We start from the raw sequence: 16749 nt of genomic DNA, 5'->3' as shown, positions 1-16749 counted from the left end.
AGAGATCTGAGCTTTGCGGGCGAGCCGAAATTTCACTCCCAAGAGTTTATTGAAACCACCAAGACGGTGTGGCAAATGACATTCTTGATTTTTCCTCCACTGACTCGGCTAATCTTTGCATCACACCCCCGATCTGAAATCTGATACCGGTGGATTAGATTACCCTTTTGGGTAGCAGCATTTAATTTTCTTTGTGTTTCCATTCACGCAAACGCCGGCGCAGCGCCTCTGGCAAACGACTATCCAGGCGAACCCAAAAATCCTCGCCTTCTCCCTGTTCTAGCGACAACACCTGCTGCAGTTGCTTCTGGAATTCTTTGGGGGTAATTCGCAGAGCTCCTACTCCGGCCACCAGACGCTGTTCGAGAAAGTCCCCGGTAACCACCGTAACCAGAAAATCCCCGGCCATTTTCCCCGCCAAACGTTCTATAACCGTATCCGCTGTCTCCTTTTCCCGGGTAAAGATCACTGTAACTCCACGCCGGTTCTGCCGCGATTCCTTCCCCCCCTTGACCCTGTATGCGTCGAAAACCACGATGATTTTCTTGCCGGCCAGGACAGCATACTCCTCCAATAAACCAATTAGATAGTCCCTGGCGTGAGAGAGATCCACCGTTACTTTCTCCATTTCGAGAGCGTATATCAAATTGTAGCCATCAATCAGCACTATCTCCCTCATGATTTCCTTTCATCAAGCGGCGACGCATCACCTCGTACAAAACGATGGCAGCCGCTACCGAGGCATTTAAACAGGGCATCTGCGCCGTAGTGGGAATACGCACCAGGACATCGCATTCGCGCCTAATCACCTTTCCCAGTCCCTTATCTTCTCCACCGATAACCACTGCCACCGGCTCGTTCCAGCGGGCTTCCCAAAGCGTGCAAGGAGCATCCGCCTCAGCCCCCAGAACCCAAAAACCTTGCTCTTTCAAATAGCGCAAGGCCGCAGCTAAATTGGTGACTCGGGCCACCTTAACATGCTCCGCTCCCCCTGCCGCCGCCTTGAGAGCTTCCGCAGTGAGACCTACGGCTCGCCGAGAAGGGAGTACCACTCCTTCCACCCCCACCGCAGCCGCCGTTCGCAAAATGGCTCCCAGATTGCGAGGGTCGGTAATGTAAGCCAGAACCAGCAGACAACGGGGAGCAAGAGCCACTAAATCCTCTATGGCAGCGTAGCGATAGGGGCTAACGAAAGCCACACAACCTTGATGCGCTCCCCGAGAGGTTAAGCGGTCTAGAGCTTCCGCGGGTAAGACCTGAACCGGGATATTGCGACCAGCGGCCAGGTTGCGTAGTTCGTGAAAGAAATTACCGCCTAAACCTCGGGCTACCAGGATTTTGTAGAGAGGGCGTCCGGTCAATAAGGCCTCTTTAACCGCGTGGCGCCCGTAAACTAGCTCTAAATTACCGGCTTTCTTCTCCAAGATACTTGCGGCGCACCTCCTCGATTTTTCCGCATCCTTCTTCCCCCTCCGGGCATGGCCCCCGCAAGCAAGGAGGCCCCGCCTTCTCGAACACCACCGGAGCCAGGGGCTTCACCAGCTCCAGCATCTTTTCCGCCACCCGCCTTATCTCCCACTGCGCCCGCAAGCACAGCCGCAGGGAGAAGAAGTGCAAGAGCTCCCTGGCGTTCATGGTGACCACGAACTTGGTTTCCGCCGCCTGGGGCAGAACGAAGCGGGCGTCCTCCGCCGGAAGAAATTCCAGAAGCCTCTCGTAAGAGCGCCTGCACTCCTCCATGGCGGCCAGAAATTCCTCTTCCTTGCCCCGCTCCGCGACCACTGGCGGGATCACGAAGTTAAAGCCCTTGACGTAGCGCTGGGACTGCACCGAGAAGGAGGCTATGCGGTGGCGGGTTATCTGGGCCAGGCAGGCTCTAGATACCCCTTCCACGGCGAAGGTGAAGCTGGCGTGCTCGACCGGGGTCAGGTGCCCGCGCCTTATGAGCTTTCGCAGGAAGTCGCGGTGGTCGCCGTCTTTCGCTTTTCCCCAGAGCTCGTCGTTCGGCAGGGCCGAGTAGCAGCGCCTGGCGGCGAAAGCTATGACCTTTTCCGGCTCCGGCGTGTGGGCAAGTAGCAGCACTTGCACGCGTTTCCTCCCCCCTATTTCCAATACCAACGGGTTTTATCCGGAGTGTCTTCTAGCATCACACCCAACTCTCCCAGGCGATTGCGGATAAAATCGGCTGTCTGCCAGTCGCGACGCTGCCGAGCCGCTTGCCGGATCTCCAATAATAACTCCACCAACTCCTGGGTGAGCTCGCCGCGCTCCGCCTCCACTACTGGCAACCACCGCCTCTCAGGAAAGAGTCCCAGGACCCGATTGTACGCTATCCAGAGGGAGAGAGCTTTACGCCACACTTCTGCTGGAGGTAAGGGGCGGAGTTCGCCCCAGGAATGAATGGAGTGAGCCAGATCGAAAAAAAGGGCGAGCGCTCTGGCCGTGTTAAAATCGTCATCCATCGCTTCGGTGAACTGCTGCTCCCAACTCCCCAGGTGCCGGAGCTCTTCTGGAGTTCCGGCAGGAGCCTCCTCCGCCCGAGAGAGCAACTCGGATAGCAGGCGCCAGGAAGAACGCAGCCGATCCAGGGCACGGGTGAAGCCTTGGAGATACTCGGGATCGTAAGCCAGGGGATTGCGGTAGTGAGTGCTCAATAGAAACAGGCGCACCGCCGGGGGAGGATAAACATCCATCACTTCGCGCAGGAGGAAAACGTTACCCAGCGACTTGGACATCTTCTCCTCCTTGAAGGTGATAAAGCCGTTGTGAAGCCAATAGCGAACGAAAGGGCGGCCCGTGGCCGCTTCCGCCTGGGCAATCTCATTCTCGTGGTGGGGAAATATGAGATCGCTTCCCCCCCCGTGTATGTCGATCTCCGTCCCCAAATACTTCAACGCCATAGCCGAGCATTCGATATGCCAGCCAGGACGCCCCTCCCCCCAGGGGCTGGGCCAGGAATGCTCTCCCGGTTTGGCCCTCTTCCAAAGAGCGAAATCGAGCGGATCGCGCTTGTCTTCCCCTGGTTCCACCCGAGCTCCCGCCCGGAGTTCGTTTATATCTCTCCCTGAAAGCTTACCGTAAGAGGGAAATTGCTTTACAGCGAAGTACACATTGCCCTGAACTTCATAGGCGAAACCCTGCTTTAATAGAGTGGAAATCAAGTCGATGATCTCCGGTATATGATCGGATACCCGCGGATGCACATCGGCCCGCCGAATGTTTATCCGATCGGCGTCCTCAAAGTAAGCCTCGATGTACTTGAGTGCCAGTTGCTGCGGATCCATTCCTTCCTCGGCAGCCCGCTTGATAATCTTATCATCGATATCGGTGAAATTCTGCACAAAAAAAACGCGAAAACCACGGTACTCCAGGTATCTCCTTATAGTGTCAAAGACTACCAGCGCGCGAGCGTTACCTAGGTGAATAAAATTGTAGGTGGTGGGGCCGCAAACGTACATCCGCACCCGGCCCGGCTCGCGGGGTATAAAAGGCTCCTTGCGACGACTAAGGGTGTTATAGACCTGAATCAAAACTGCGAGCCTCCTCTTCCTGAGCTAGTTTGGCTTCCAGTTCTCGTACGCGCCGCTCCAAACGGTCTATCTCTGCCTCCATTCGCTTTAAAGCATCGGCTACCGGGTCGGGAAGAAGATCGTGACGCAAATCGGGTGGAGTTGGAACCCGCTTCCCGTCCTTTACCACTACCCTTCCAGGTACACCTACTACGGTGCAATTGGGTGGCACAGGCTTTAGTACCACCGATCCGGCTCCTATCTTAGCGTTGTCTCCCACGGTGAAAGAACCCAAAACCTTCGCCCCGGCACTAATAACCACGTTATCACCCACGGTGGGATGGCGCTTGCCTTTTTCTTTGCCGGTACCGCCCAGAGTAACTCCTTGGTAGATGGTCACATCGTCGCCGATCTCCGCTGTCTCGCCGATTACCACCCCAGCACCATGGTCGATAAAAAAGCGACGTCCAATTTTAGCTCCCGGGTGAATCTCAATCCCGGTAAAAAAACGAGCTATGTGCGATATGATACGAGCCGTTAAGTACCAACCTCGCTGGTAAAACCAGTGGGCCACACGATAAGACCAAACTGCGTGAAGCCCCGGATAACAGAAAAGAACCTCCCACACGCTCTTCGCGGCTGGGTCCCGCTCGAATACCATCTGGATGTCCTCTTTAAGGTAGCGGTATAAACTACCGAGTAGCATTGCTTCGACTCCCCTAGACTATTATACCAGGGTCGGCTGGACCAACAGCACCACCGCATAAGCAGCCATGCCCTCTTCTCTTCCTACAAAACCCAGCTTTTCAGTGGTGGTGGCCTTAACCCCCACCCGGTCGGGAGTGATGGTCAAGGCTTCGGCCAAATTGGTCCTAATAGCTGCCATGAAGGGGGATAAACGAGGTCGCTCGGCTAGCAACACGCAATCCACGTTCGCCACTTGGTAACCGGCCTCCTTAACCCAGACAGCTACCCGGGCCAGCAACTCCAAACTGCGAGCTCCCCGATAAGAAGGATCGTCTGGGGGGAAAAAGTGGCCGATATCTTCGTAACCCATGGCCCCAAGCAAGGCGTCCGCCAGAGCGTGGCAAAGGACATCGGCATCAGAATGTCCTTCCAACCCCAGCGGGGACGGAATATCCACTCCCCCCAGAACTAGCCGACGCCCTGGTACCAGAGGGTGGACATCGTAACCTATTCCTATGCGATAACCAGTGGTTACCTCGCCCAACAGCCGCCGAGCGAGTTCTAGATCCTGCGCGGTGGTAACTTTAAAATTAAGCGGGCTTCCCTGCACCACCTTGACCTTTATCCCTTCTCGCTCCACCAAAGCAGCGTCATCGGTCGCGTAATAGCCCTCGGATCTGGCCTTTTGGTGAGCCGCCATCAAGAGCTCGTAGCGGAAAGCCTGAGGAGTCTGAGCCAAATAGATCTCCTCGCGTGGCAGCGTAGCCACCACATTCCCCTCGTGATCCACCTTCTTAACCGTGTCTCTGGCCGGTACCGCTACAACAGCTGCTCCCCATTGGGCAGCTGTCTGCACCACCCCGTCTAGTAAGTGGGGAAAGACCAGCGGCCTGGCGGCATCGTGCACCACCACCACGGGTCGGGGAGAAAGAGCCAGTAAGCCCGACCAGACCGAATCCTGACGGTGCTCCCCCCCGGGCACCACCGCTTTAAGCTTGACATAGCGATCTCCAACCAGCTGCCGACAAAACTCCTCCTCACCCGGGGGAACCACCAGCACCACTTCTCGGATCAACTCGGCCTTAGAGCAAGCCTCCAACGACCAGGCGAATAGGGGTAGGCCAGACAATGGCCGAAACTGCTTGCGTACACCTCCCCCCATCCGACGGCTTTGCCCGGCCGCCACTACCACCGCACCCGCTTCAACCAATGGCGTTCACCCCGCCAAGCCCTACCTCACCTTCGCTTTTAGGTTTGGCGAAAATCATCCTTCCGGCTGCAGTTTGCAGGACACTGGTTACTACAACCCTAATAGTCTGGCCAATATGCTTTTTACCGCCTTCTACCACTACCATGGTTCCATCTTCCAAATAACCTACACCTTGCCCAGGTTCTTTTCCATCTTTAACCACATGGAGTAGCATTTCCTCCCCTGGCAAAACCACTGGACGGAGAGCCTGGGCCAGCTCGTTGAGATTCAGCACTTTCACCCCTTGAAGTTCTGCCACCTTATGCAGGTTATAGTCAGTGGTGATGAGTTTAGCTCCCAATTTTTTGGCCAGGCGGATCAGTTTGGCGTCAACCGGTAGATTTTCGCCCTCTTCTATCCCCTGGTCGCACACCTGCACCCTCACGCTAGACTCCTTTTTTATGCGATTAAGCATGTCTAGACCTCGCCGACCCCGGTTGCGCCGGAGTGCGTCTCCCGAATCGGCTATGTGCTGCAACTCCTCCAACACGAAAATAGGTACCAGCAAGGTACCTTCGAGAAAACCGCTAACGCAAAGATCCACCACCCGCCCATCAATAATGGCGCTAGTATCGAGCAGCTTTACCGCCACCGGGGTCCTGGGTTCGCGCCCCGGCTTATCTTTACCCGGGCGAGGAAAAGAAGATATGAGTCCCCAAAACTCTTCCCGTTTTTTGACGCCCAGAGAAAACCCCAGATACCCGGCTAGCAAGGCCGCCCCGAGCCAGATAAGCCTTCCGGTCCAGCCCAGGCCGCTCAGCACCGGAGCGAAGAGATTAGCGATCAATAATCCCAAGATGAGTCCTACTATTCCCGCCAATAGATCGGACAGGGGCATATGCTGCAAGTATTGCTCCCACCGAGAAGCCAGCCAAATCACTCCGTCAATCAAGCGGGGTGAAAGGAAAATCCCCACCACCAAGCCCAGCAACCCGCCCATTGCCACCGCACCAATGCGCCACATGGGAGAAAAAGACCAGTATTTAAGCAGGAAAAAAGCCAGGAAAGCTCCGCCCGCCGCCGCTGCAAGGGTCAGAAGCAAAAAAAACATTCTTCGAATCATCACATCACCTCCTATTCTGGGCGGAAGCGACTTTGCCTTCATTATATTGGCTTAGGGGCTGCCGTTCAAGCCGATCTCCTTAAATTTCCAAAAAGAAGCAAAACACCCCTCTTAGCTGCTCGCCAAGAGGGGGATGACACTGTAACCGACTGGAGTTCAGGCGAAGGCGCGATCCAAAAGTTGGCGCGCCTCCTCTTCTTGCATCTCCATAGCCAGCACCAACTCGCTAATCAGAATTTGCTTGGCGTTTTCTAGCATCCGCTTTTCGCCGGAAGATAAGCCGCGCTCACGCTCACGACGACCCAAGTTGCGAACCACTTCGGCCACCGCATAAATATTACCGCTTTTTATTTTCTCTAAATTGGCACGGTAGCGATGATTCCAGTTGGTAGGCATAGCGGTACAAGAAGAACAGAGGAGCTTAATAATGCTTTGCACTTCGGTTTTATCGATGACACGGCGCAGCCCTATCTCCTGGCAGTTATCGATGGGAACCATAACTTTCATATTGCTACCGATGGGAAAACGAAGAACGTAGTATTCTCGCCTTTCCCCCAGAATTTCTCTTTCCTCGATCGCCTCTATGACCCCTGCACCGTGCATTGGGTAAACTACCTTGTCCCCTACCTTGAACAACACCCCACCCCCCAAGCTGCCAGACTTTCACGACAAAACAATTTTATCACAAAGTTTCGTCTCCGTCAAGAAAAGCTTGATTGTACCACGAACACCGAGTAGGTGTCAACTAAAATTTCGCCTGAATGGGGGCCTCAAGAACCGTGACGCGGACTTCTCCGAGAGAGCCCAGCACCGAAAGGTCGCGCGATATCCTGTGAGGGCAAGAGCATAGCTTAAAGAGAAGCTAACCGCGCCCCCGCTGCCGGTACGTTGGTCAGCCGATTCTAGACTTGGGTGCTATAAAATCGAGCGGCGCCTAAGCGCCGCTCTGACTGGTTCCTGCCTGAAACCAGCATTTTACCGGTAACGCTCTTGAACTATTTGATTCCAGTAGCGCTTCAACCCCTCCTTAATCAGGCGGGCGCGCGCTTCGCCTATACCTTCCACTTCATCCAATTCCTCAATTGAGGCCTGAAGAATGCGGCTGAGATTACCAAAGGTGCGGACGATATTTTCAATCACCGGGAGCGGGAGGCGGGGAACCCGCTGGAGTATGCGGTAGCCCCGGGGGGAAACACCTTGCTCCAGCGCCCGGGGCCCACCAGAGTAACCCAGGGCCCTTGCCATCAGAGTAAGGTCCAGCAAGTCCTCAGCCGGCCAGCTACCGATCATGGCCATTATTTCCCTGGGAGTCTTATCTTCCACAACCGAGTAGTCCTGGATAACTAGCAGCCCTTCCTCTTCGATGTTAGACGCAAGCTCTTCCACCTGCATGACCACCAGACGCCCTTCACTACCCAACTCACAGATGTAGCGTTCGATTTCCCTCACCACCCGCAAGGTCATTTCGGTGCGCTGGATGGCCTTGGTCACTTCGTAGAGGGTAACTGAATCCTCAAACTCCAGCACCGTCAGGTTGACCATGGTTTGGTTGAGGATAGAACGGTATTTCTCCAGTGTCTGCACGGCCTGATTAGCTTTGGCCAAAACCACCTCTAAATCCTTCAGCACGTACCGAAGGTTCCCCTTGTACACGGTTATCACACCGCGGCGCTGAGAGATAGAAATCACCAGAGCTCCCGTTTGCTTGGCCACCCTTTCTGCCGTACGATGACGGATACCGGTCTCCGAAGAAGGGATGCTAAGATCCGGCACTAACTGGGTGTTAGCGGCTACAATTCGCTTAAGATCCTCACTAAGAATAATGGCACCGTCCATTTTTGCCAGTTCGTAAAGCCGAGCCGGCGTGAACTCGGCGTTGATGACGAACCCACCTTCAGATATGGCTTGTACCCGCTCGTTGTCACCCACCACGATCAGAGCTCCGCTCTTGGCCCGGAGTATATTTTCCAACCCCTCGCGCAGAGGCGTTCCGGGAGCCACTTGGCGCAAAACCTTGAGCAGTTGATCGTCCATCGGCTTCCCCCTTTAAAACCATCGGCTTACCAGAGAACTTCCACCGCTTCGCGCAGCGACGCCACCGGAATTAGAGCCAGCGAGGGTAAAGCAGAAAGGCTAGCCTCTCCCCTCCCTACTATCGCCCGAGAGTACCCCAGCTTAGCGGCCTCTCGGAGGCGCAAATCCAATAAGCGCACCGGGCGCACTTCACCGGTCAGTCCCAACTCCCCTATCGCCACCGTGTCCTGAGGAAAGGGGAGTTCCTGGTAACTGGACATCACCGCCAGCGCTGCTCCCAGATCGGCTCCTGGATCTATTATCTTCATCCCCCCCACCACGTTCATGTATACGTCGGAATTTCCCAGGCGTAGCCCTAACCGCTTTTCCATCACTGCCAAGAGCAAAAGCGTTCGGTTTAGATCTAGACCAGTGACCATGCGCCGCGGTAGAGTATAACAGGTAGAGCTGACTAAGGCCTGAATTTCCACCAGCAGGGGACGCGTCCCCTCCACCGTGACCACCACCGCCGCCCCAACCGAGTTATCGGTTCCGTGCCCGGTTAAGAAAAGGGCCGAAGGGTTGGTTACGGGCATCATTCCTCGCTCGCTCATGCTGAAGACCCCTATCTCTTGAGTAGCTCCGTAGCGATTCTTTACTCCGCGCAGGAGGCGGTAACTCTGGTAGCGATCTCCTTCCAGGTACAGTACCACATCCACCAGGTGCTCCAGCAGCCGGGGCCCAGCCAGAATCCCCTCCTTAGTGACGTGCCCGATCATCAAGATCGGCAGTTCGAGGCCCTTGGCCAGCTGCTGCAAAACAGCGATGCATTCCCGCACCTGAGCTATGCCGCCAGGGATGCCCTGCACCCTGGGGTGCACCAGAGTCTGTATGGAATCCACCACCAGAACCCTTGGGCGCAGGTTCTCCGCTTGCTCTTTTATGAGTTCCACGTCGGTGACCGAGGCTAAAAGCAAGGTTCCAGAATCAAGACCCAACCGACGAGCCCGAGAGGCTATCTGATGCACCGACTCCTCCCCAGAAACGTAGAGCACTCGCCCATGCTGGCTGAGATGAGCCGCCACTTGTAGCAGTAAGGTGGATTTCCCAATCCCAGGATCGCCGCCCACCAACACCAGGGAGCCGGGTACTAATCCCCCTCCCAGTACCCGGTCGAACTCTTCCATCCCCACCTGCAACCGCTCGTCCTTCCCCTCGATCTCGGAGAGAGTGTGAACTGGAGCCGCTGCTCGCTGGGCTTTAGTCGGCGCTTCGGCGGAAAAAGAATCCCAACTCCCGCACTCCGGGCAACGCCCCAACCAGCGCGGTGTTTGGTAGCCACAGACCAAACAGCGGAATTGCCGCTTAGCCATGCCCACCAGCCCCCTGGCCCGGTGAGGAATTTCTCTCCGGCGTTCTCTGCGGGGGGGGACTCCCTCCCGTAGAAGAAGGAGCACCCGAGGGTGCGGAGGGGGTCGTCGGTTCGCCCGGGACGCCGGGACTCGCCGGCGTAGTGGAGCCGGGAGAAGCCGGCGGATGGGAAGGGGTGGGCGAGCTCGTTGACCCTGGGGTCGGAGAGCTCTGGTTAGGCTGTCCCGGTTGCTCCGGAGTAGTTGGAGCTGGAGAAGGCGGCGTAGCTGGAGTGGCAGGCGTAGAGGGCACAGTTGCCGGCTTACTGCTAGGAGCCGGAGCTGGGCTGGAATTAGTTGGCTGCAGATCCAAAGCCTGCACCATTATCTGCCGCCACATTCTGGCGCAGTAGTCACCCCCATAGGCACCTGGCATGGGGTTATTGGAATCCCAACCCATCCAGACCACTCCCACCATGCGAGGGACCCAACCGCAAAACCATAGGTCTCTACCCTGGTCGGTGGTTCCCGTCTTTCCCGCGGCTAAATCATCGATACGGGCCTTGGTTCCGGTACCGTATTGAACCACCGCTTTGAGCATGGTGGCGATGGTCGCAGCAGTGGAGGGCTTCATGGCCGGACGGAGCTCTGGATGGTACTGAGCCAGAATGGAGCCGTCAGGCTGGACGATTTTGGTCACCGCGTAGGGTTTAACGTAGTACCCCCCGTTAGCGAAGGCGGCGTAAGCGGCTGCCATCTGGAGGGGAGAAACACCGTGATGCAACCCTCCTAAAGCAGCTGCTAGGCCATCTTCAGCCACGTTGACATGGATGCCTAATCGGGCAGCGAAATCAGCCGCCCTCTCCAGCCCCACCTGGTGCAGCAGTCGCACCGCTACCACGTTCACCGAATGAGCTAGAGCATCTTGCAAGGTGATGGGACCAAGATAGCGCCCGTCGTAGTTGCGGGGCTCATAGTTCCCGTAACGCACCGGTTCGTCCATTACGATCGAATCGGGCCTCAGCCCCAAGTATTCGACTGCCGGACCGTAATCGAGAATGGGCTTAATGGCCGAGCCAGGCTGACGAAAGGCTTGGTAGGCGCGGTTAAACTGCCGGCTGACTACGTGATCCCTACTTCCCACCATAGCTCTGATGGCACCGGTGTTGGGATCGAGCAACACCACTGCCGACTGAGGCTGCAGTAGTCCCTGCGAATCGCGCACCGTGGTCGGATAAAAAGAGTCGTTCTTCACTGCCGCCTCAGCCGCTTTCTGCGCCTTGATGTCCAGAGTGGTATAAATCTTCAACCCGCCACGGAAGAGAGCCGAGTCGCCGAATCGCTCTCCCACCGTGGCAATAACATAATCCACAAAGTCGGGGTAAGGACATTCCGGCTTGTAGATAAGCCCCCGCTTCAATCCCAAGGGCTCGGCTTTGGCTTTAGCCGCCTGCTCCGAGGTGAGATAGCCACACTCCACCATCTGCTGCAACACCGTGTTGCGGCGATAAAGAGCTCCCTCCGGATTATGATAAGGATCGTAATAGCTGGGAGCCCGCACCAAACCGGCCAGCGTAGCCGCCTCCGCCGGAGTCAAATCCTCCACCCTCTTGTCAAAGTAGGTTTTGGCTGCGGCTCCTATTCCCCAGGCCCCTTCGCCGAAATAGATACGGTTAAGGTAAAAAGTGAGAATCTCGTCCTTGGTATAGTGACGCTCCAACTGGATAGCCAAGTAAACCTCCTGAATCTTTCGCTTGAAAGTGCGAGAAGGGGTGAGGAAAGCGTTCTTGGCTAGTTGCTGGGTAATAGTGCTGCCTCCCTGCACGATCTTGCGGTGCAGGATGTCCTGCCAAGCCGCTCTTATAATACCTATAAAATCGATGCCATGGTGCTCATAGAAACGGTTGTCTTCAGCCGCTACGAAGGCTTCCTTGACGATGGGGGGGATTTTCTTTTCGTCCACGGGGATAAAAGTTCCCCGCCCCAGAGTAGCGAAGGGAGTCCCGTCTGCCGCGTAAAGAGTGCTGGGAGCCACCAGCGGCACCGAATCGACCTGCCAAGGAGGTAGGTCTTTGATGGCAGCATAGACTTCATAAGAACCCCAACCGGTACCCAAAAGTAAAAATAAGGCCAATCCCCAGCCCACTAAACGCAACCAAGTATGTTTCCACATGGTCAGACATCCTCCAAAGCGCGGCTGAAGGCTGGTAATGCCTCTTCCCCGCGCAGCATAAAACGCACCCCGAATACACCTTTCCTCTTGGCATTGGCAGCCACGCCCGCCTCTGCTGTTATATCTACGCCAGCTGCCCCGAGCGGGTGATAGCCGAAAGCGCCGGTAGGTAGGGCGGGAAAAGCTAAGGAGAAAAGCCCTTTCTTAGCCAGCTGAAGGGTGTTGCGATAATAGATGGCCAGGAAATCAGCATCGCGTCCATTCACCCCACAGCAAGAGCTTAAGCAGTGAATTGAGCAGCGGTCGGGTAACCGATGGGCCCTGGTTATCACTGCTTCCTGCCCCTTCCGGCGGATAGGGTCTTCCTCCACGCGCTTCACCAAGCTGTCGACTTTTTTCTCCCTCCCCTCTTTACCTCTTCCACCCATTATACCAAACGCGCTTTTTAAGTCCGCGACCCCCCGCCCGGAAAAAAACAACATTATCTAAAATTATCTAAACACGAGAATTTAGCGACCGGGAAAGAGCGGCCACGCCTTCACCGTCGGCCATTGGGTATGGCGGAGAAAATTCGCTAACAGCCCTCGGTTCAGGCCATAGTCAAAGCATGTGGGCACATCCCAACGCCTCCACTTGCCCGAAGTTTGCCTCCGGCCGGGTACCCCGCGCAGCGATCATCTGACAATTAACGCCTTTTCGGTCACCAGCGTGAACGGTGCGATAGCAGTCAGGCAGTCGGCGGAGCCAGTACCAGCTTCACGGGAGCGTGATCCGAACCCTGAACCTGCTCCAAGATAGTGGCCGCTACCAGCCGATTCCGTAACTCTTCACTTACCAAAAAGTAATCGACCCGCCAGCCCACATTGCGTTCCCGGGCACGAAAACGATAAGTCCACCAGCTATAGTGGCCGGGCTCTTTGACGAACTCGCGAAAGGTGTCGATATAACCAGCTGCTAAAAAGCGGGTCATCCACTCCCGCTCTTCCCGAGTGAAACCAGCGTTGTGTTCGTTTTCCTTGGGGCGAGCAATATCGATCTCTTGGTGGGCAACGTTGAAGTCACCGCCAATGACCAATGGTTTCACCATCCGCAGCTCCTGAGCCAAAGCCCCAAAAGCTTCGTTGAAACGAAGCTTATAATCCAGCCGTGCCAACTCCCGCTGCGCATTAGGGAAATAAACATTCAGCAGATAAAAGGAAGGAAACTCGAAGATCTGCACCCGCCCCTCGGCATCGAACTCCTCCACGCCCAGGCCGCAGCGGTAAGATAAAGGGGCGGGCCGCAAAAGGGTAAGGGTGCCACTGTAACCACTGCGGTTCGCTGGGTTAAGAAAAACTTGATAACCAATATCTTTAAGTTCCGGAGGTATTTCGCTGGTTTTTACTTCCTGGAAAAGGTAGGCATCGGCGTTTTCTTGACGGATAAAGTCAAGCAGCCCTTTCCGCAACAGAGCTCGTAAGCCGTTGACGTTCCAGGAGATGAACACTCGGGGCTCCTGCACCTTTTTACCTCCTCCTTTACAAAGCTGCACGTGCAGCCGTGGCCAAAGCCAAGGTTCACGGTACAGGGATCACTATCGCCCCCTGGTTCCGATGAGCCGGAGGAATATCTCCTAAAGACCATCCCGGAGCGGTGGTCTCCAGATAAAAATACCTAACCCCGTCCTTGAGGTAATAACTTCCCCAAGCCCCGGGGCAATCCACCCCCACCGCCATATGCCCAGGGTTACCTTCAAAGACTAGGAGCGCTACCCGGTAGCCGAGCTCCCGGAGCAGGGCGGCAAATAAGATCGATTTATCGATGCAGACTCCGCCCTCGACCAAGGTCTCCACCGGGTATTTGGGATAATTACCCTTATCCATAACGTAGGGTATTGCTCCTTGCACAAAGGCGGCTATAAACTCCACTCTGCCCTCGGGATCGGTTGGGGCTTTGGCCGCCAGCTCCTGCGCCAACCTCCTTACCAAGCGGCGGTTTTCAGGATCGGTAACATAACCAAGATTCAAGCTCTCATCTAGCTTCAAGGAGTAAAGTTCCCGTAAAATTTGCTCGTATCTCTCCCGCGCGCTTATGAAATTGGAATAGGCCTGCCAGAAAGCTTGATCCGATGACACCTGGCACTGCCTATACCAATAATCGATCTCTTCTCGCGCAGCTCGCAGCTGGGCCAGTTTTTCTTCCTTGGCCTGCTCGAACAAGCGGGGCTGAGCTCGATAGTATTGGTACAGGGCAGAGGGAAAACTTACGCGCCAGGTCCACTCCTGGCCTTGATGGTCTCTCCAGCGGTATTCTTTGAACAAAAGATCGGTATTCTGACCAGAAGAAGAAGTTGATACTCTGGAAGCGGACGGATTGCTATCCCCCACAATAACGGTAGCGGTAGCTGGCTCCCAATGCACCTCTACTCCCAGAGCGGTAGCCAACCAACGAATTGGCAAATAAAGACGGCCGTTTTTGATTTCCGCTGGGGCATCCATGCTAAGTTCAACACCGTTGACCAGCAAAACGTTGGAGCCGACTTTAACCTGGACTACCCGTCCGGCTTTAAAGAGGGTCAAGGTGCGGGTAGAATTATTCCACTCTATGTCCTGGGGAGCGATACCCACAGCAGTGGCCGCGTAGCGGAATGGCACAAAGACGCGCCCATTTTCGATGTAAGGAGCAGCATCCATGGGATAGGATGTCCCGTCGATGGTGTACCTGGCTTCGCCCACTTTAAATACGGCTCCGGTACCGCCCCAGGCACAAGCCGAAAATAGCGCCAGGAAACAAATTAACCCTAAGCCTATCCAGATCGATTTAAGCCTTCTGAGCATTACCTTCTCGCCTCCCAACATCACCCATAATTTACTAAGAAATTTTCCAAATGAGCACCCGCCTCAGGACTATTTCCCTTTGCCCACGGGAGTCGCTGCCGCCATCTTAGCGAAATTACAGCAACGAAGCGCCCAGCAAGAAACGCAGCGGGGTTTTTGCGGGCGGCATATTTCTCGGCCCCATTGGATCAGACGCAAATGCGCTTCTTGGTAGTGCTCGGGATCGAGGAGTTCCATCCAGAACCGCTGAATGGCCCCGTAGTTGAGCCGGACGGGCCAGAGAAGTCGCGTAGTTATGCGAGCGATGTGAGTGTCTACCGGAAAGGTAGGGTAGCCCAAGTGCAGGAGCAAAACGTCCGCCGTCTTGCTACCGACGCCGGGGAGCCGGCTCAAGTAACGGCGCGCCTCAACCAAAGGCAAAAAACCTAGCTTTTCCCACTCCACCTCCGGCCAGAGGCGGGCCAAAGCTAACAGGAGCTCCGCTTTTCTCCGATGCAAGCCCCCGGGGCGCAAAAGCTCAGCCAGCTCCTGGGAACTCAGGCGCAAAAGCGCGGATGGGGACAGAGAGCCGAGGCGCCTCTGGAGTTGACGGTAAACCTCCAGGGCCTTGCGGTCGGTAGAATGCTGGCTCAAAAGGGTGGCCACCAGAACAGCGAAAGGATCGCGGGTGGAAAGATAAACCCAATAGGCTACAAAGGCGCGGGGATCCACCGGCAAGCTACGTAATCCAGCCAAAATTTCCGCCTCGGTTAATCGGCAGTTAATGCTCTTTGGCGTTCCCATACCTTCCTCCACTCGCTGGTGAACTAGGTAGGCCCCAGGCTCATGTACTTACACTTCCACATCGGCTAGTGTTGTTCCTGCTCCGGGACAAGTCTCCTCATGGAGAGAAAGAGTTCAAGAAAAGAACCCCGACAAGATATAAGTCAAACCCAGGGAAAACACCAGGAGCCCCAGAAAGGCCCTTAGTAATTTCTCGGGAAGATATTTTTGCAGGCTAGCTCCCAGAGTGGTTCCTAATAGGCCCCCCACACCGAAGAAGAGCCCCAAAAGCCAGTCAGGTTTAACCGCCATCTGCGGGTAGAAAGGGGCCAAGATGGTGTAGTAAACCACTCCTACTATGGAAGTGAGAAAGGTCCCGGCCAGGGCAGCTCCGGCCACCGTGTAGGCCGGCAGGCCGAAAACGGCGCAGCAGAAGGGAGCTATGATGGCCCCTCCGCCTATACCATAAATGCCGCCAACTATCCCCACCACCAGCGCTACCAGGAAAAGAACGGGGACGTTAAAACTGAACTTTTCCCCCCAGAACTCGTACTCCACCTGCCTCCAGTTAAAAGTACAGGTGCGCACCACCGCCTCCTCCGGCAAGCCCGCCGCCAGCCTCCCTTCCCTCCGGGCCGCCAGCGCCCTCCCTTTGAACTTGGCCTCCAGAGAGCGCAGGCGCTCCCTGCCGCGGCTATAGCGCCCCGTGAGCTCGTAAAGGAGGCGGCCGCCCAGGTAGAGCAACACCAGACCCACGAAAAACTTGAAGGCGCGGGGGTTAGGAAGGTAGTTCAAGCGTATAAGAGTTCCTGCAAAGACACCCGGCAAGGTCCCCGCGACGACCACCCAGGTCAAGGGCCAGGCCATGCGCCCCTCCCGGAGATAGCGCCACAGCCCTCCCGGAATGGCCACAAGGTTGTAAACCAGGTTGGTAGGACTTACGGCGGGACTGGTGAACCCCAATACGCTCACCTGGAAGGGGAGCAATAAAAAAGCCCCCGAAACGCCCGCCGGTGTGGTTAAGGTGGCCACCGCCAGGGAGACCAGGGGAGGAAGACAGGGGGAGACGTCTATGCCGGCCACCGGGAAGCGCATGGGACCACCTTGCTTGTTAAAGCTATCTCTTTC

Annotated in this window: 16 protein-coding genes; all 16 read right to left on the bottom strand. The window is 55.9% G+C overall.

Annotated features, from left to right (window positions below):
• Nucleotides 1–181 precede the first annotated feature (181 nt).
• Nucleotides 182–679 (bottom strand): NYN domain-containing protein, encoded by a 498-nt coding sequence (locus ACTLLP_RS01480; protein ID WP_441060071.1) that lies wholly within the window; start codon nt 677–679, stop codon nt 182–184.
• A complete protein-coding gene (gene rlmB / locus ACTLLP_RS01475; protein WP_441060069.1) occupies nt 657–1424 on the bottom strand; it encodes a 23S rRNA (guanosine(2251)-2'-O)-methyltransferase RlmB in 768 nt (255 codons plus the stop codon). The genes ACTLLP_RS01480 and rlmB overlap by 23 nt, the downstream gene beginning before the upstream one ends.
• On the bottom strand, nt 1405–2088 hold the full coding sequence (gene thyX, locus ACTLLP_RS01470) for an FAD-dependent thymidylate synthase (protein WP_441060067.1): 684 nt from the start codon (nt 2086–2088) through the stop codon (nt 1405–1407). The genes rlmB and thyX overlap by 20 nt, the downstream gene beginning before the upstream one ends.
• Before the next feature lie 14 nt (nt 2089–2102).
• Nucleotides 2103–3527, bottom strand: coding sequence for a cysteine--tRNA ligase (gene cysS / locus ACTLLP_RS01465; protein ID WP_441061558.1), 1425 nt, complete (start codon nt 3525–3527; stop codon nt 2103–2105).
• A complete protein-coding gene (gene cysE, locus ACTLLP_RS01460; RefSeq protein ID WP_441060065.1) occupies nt 3514–4215 on the bottom strand; it encodes a serine O-acetyltransferase in 702 nt (233 codons plus the stop codon). Before cysE ends, cysS begins: the two co-directional genes overlap by 14 nt.
• Nucleotides 4216–4236: 21 nt before the next feature.
• Nucleotides 4237–5406, bottom strand: coding sequence for a 2-C-methyl-D-erythritol 4-phosphate cytidylyltransferase (ispD, locus tag ACTLLP_RS01455; RefSeq protein WP_441060063.1), 1170 nt, complete (start codon nt 5404–5406; stop codon nt 4237–4239).
• Entirely contained in the window at nt 5399–6508 is a 1110-nt protein-coding gene (locus tag ACTLLP_RS01450; protein ID WP_441060061.1) for a PIN/TRAM domain-containing protein, read from the bottom strand. The genes ispD and ACTLLP_RS01450 overlap by 8 nt, the downstream gene beginning before the upstream one ends.
• Nucleotides 6509–6664: 156 nt before the next feature.
• Nucleotides 6665–7147, bottom strand: coding sequence for a CarD family transcriptional regulator (locus ACTLLP_RS01445; protein ID WP_441060059.1), 483 nt, complete (start codon nt 7145–7147; stop codon nt 6665–6667).
• A 336-nt stretch (nt 7148–7483) separates the two neighbouring features.
• Nucleotides 7484–8542 carry a DNA integrity scanning diadenylate cyclase DisA gene (disA, locus tag ACTLLP_RS01440; protein ID WP_441060057.1) on the bottom strand — a complete coding sequence of 353 codons (1059 nt, stop codon included), beginning with the start codon at nt 8540–8542 and terminating at the stop codon, nt 7484–7486.
• Between the two features lie 26 nt (nt 8543–8568).
• The gene (radA, locus tag ACTLLP_RS01435; protein ID WP_441060055.1) at nt 8569–9894 is read right to left on the bottom strand and encodes a DNA repair protein RadA; all 1326 of its coding nucleotides are present in this window, start codon (nt 9892–9894) and stop codon (nt 8569–8571) included.
• The gene (locus tag ACTLLP_RS01430; protein ID WP_441060053.1) at nt 9887–12043 is read right to left on the bottom strand and encodes a transglycosylase domain-containing protein; all 2157 of its coding nucleotides are present in this window, start codon (nt 12041–12043) and stop codon (nt 9887–9889) included. Before ACTLLP_RS01430 ends, radA begins: the two co-directional genes overlap by 8 nt.
• 2 nt (nt 12044–12045) lie before the next feature.
• On the bottom strand, nt 12046–12423 hold the full coding sequence (locus ACTLLP_RS01425; protein WP_441061556.1) for a macro domain-containing protein: 378 nt from the start codon (nt 12421–12423) through the stop codon (nt 12046–12048).
• 347 nt (nt 12424–12770) lie between these two features.
• Nucleotides 12771–13544: an exodeoxyribonuclease III gene (locus ACTLLP_RS01420; protein WP_441060051.1), complete on the bottom strand. Its 774-nt coding sequence runs from the start codon at nt 13542–13544 to the stop codon at nt 12771–12773.
• A 55-nt stretch (nt 13545–13599) separates the two neighbouring features.
• Complete coding sequence (locus ACTLLP_RS01415) at nt 13600–14859, bottom strand: stalk domain-containing protein (RefSeq protein WP_441060049.1); 1260 nt, start codon at nt 14857–14859, stop codon at nt 13600–13602.
• 69 nt (nt 14860–14928) lie between these two features.
• On the bottom strand, nt 14929–15642 hold the full coding sequence (locus ACTLLP_RS01410; RefSeq protein WP_441060047.1) for an endonuclease III domain-containing protein: 714 nt from the start codon (nt 15640–15642) through the stop codon (nt 14929–14931).
• A gap of 114 nt (nt 15643–15756) precedes the next feature.
• Nucleotides 15757–16716, bottom strand: coding sequence for a sulfite exporter TauE/SafE family protein (locus tag ACTLLP_RS01405; protein WP_441060045.1), 960 nt, complete (start codon nt 16714–16716; stop codon nt 15757–15759).
• Between the last annotated feature and the right edge of the window lie 33 nt (nt 16717–16749).

The organism is Desulfothermobacter acidiphilus, from assembly GCF_052073645.1.
GTDB classification, from domain to species: Bacteria; Bacillota; Desulfotomaculia; order Desulfotomaculales; family Ammonificaceae; genus Desulfothermobacter; species Desulfothermobacter acidiphilus.
Note: the sequence above shows the minus strand (reverse complement) of the source record. Positions and strands in the feature narration are given on the sequence as shown.

What these genes read in the sequence shown, in the direction of transcription:
- ACTLLP_RS01480 (WP_441060071.1), bottom strand. Translation starts at nt 679, where the DNA reads ATGAGGGAGATAGTGCTGATTGATGGCTACAATTTGATATACGCTCTC.
- cysE (WP_441060065.1), bottom strand. Translation starts at nt 4,215, where the DNA reads ATGCTACTCGGTAGTTTATACCGCTACCTTAAAGAGGACATCCAGATG.
- ACTLLP_RS01450 (WP_441060061.1), bottom strand. Translation starts at nt 6,508, where the DNA reads ATGATTCGAAGAATGTTTTTTTTGCTTCTGACCCTTGCAGCGGCGGCG.
- disA (WP_441060057.1), bottom strand. Translation starts at nt 8,542, where the DNA reads ATGGACGATCAACTGCTCAAGGTTTTGCGCCAAGTGGCTCCCGGAACG.
- radA (WP_441060055.1), bottom strand. Translation starts at nt 9,894, where the DNA reads ATGGCTAAGCGGCAATTCCGCTGTTTGGTCTGTGGCTACCAAACACCG.
- ACTLLP_RS01430 (WP_441060053.1), bottom strand. Translation starts at nt 12,043, where the DNA reads ATGTGGAAACATACTTGGTTGCGTTTAGTGGGCTGGGGATTGGCCTTA.
- ACTLLP_RS01415 (WP_441060049.1), bottom strand. Translation starts at nt 14,859, where the DNA reads ATGCTCAGAAGGCTTAAATCGATCTGGATAGGCTTAGGGTTAATTTGT.
- ACTLLP_RS01410 (WP_441060047.1), bottom strand. Translation starts at nt 15,642, where the DNA reads ATGGGAACGCCAAAGAGCATTAACTGCCGATTAACCGAGGCGGAAATT.
- ACTLLP_RS01405 (WP_441060045.1), bottom strand. Translation starts at nt 16,716, where the DNA reads ATGCGCTTCCCGGTGGCCGGCATAGACGTCTCCCCCTGTCTTCCTCCC.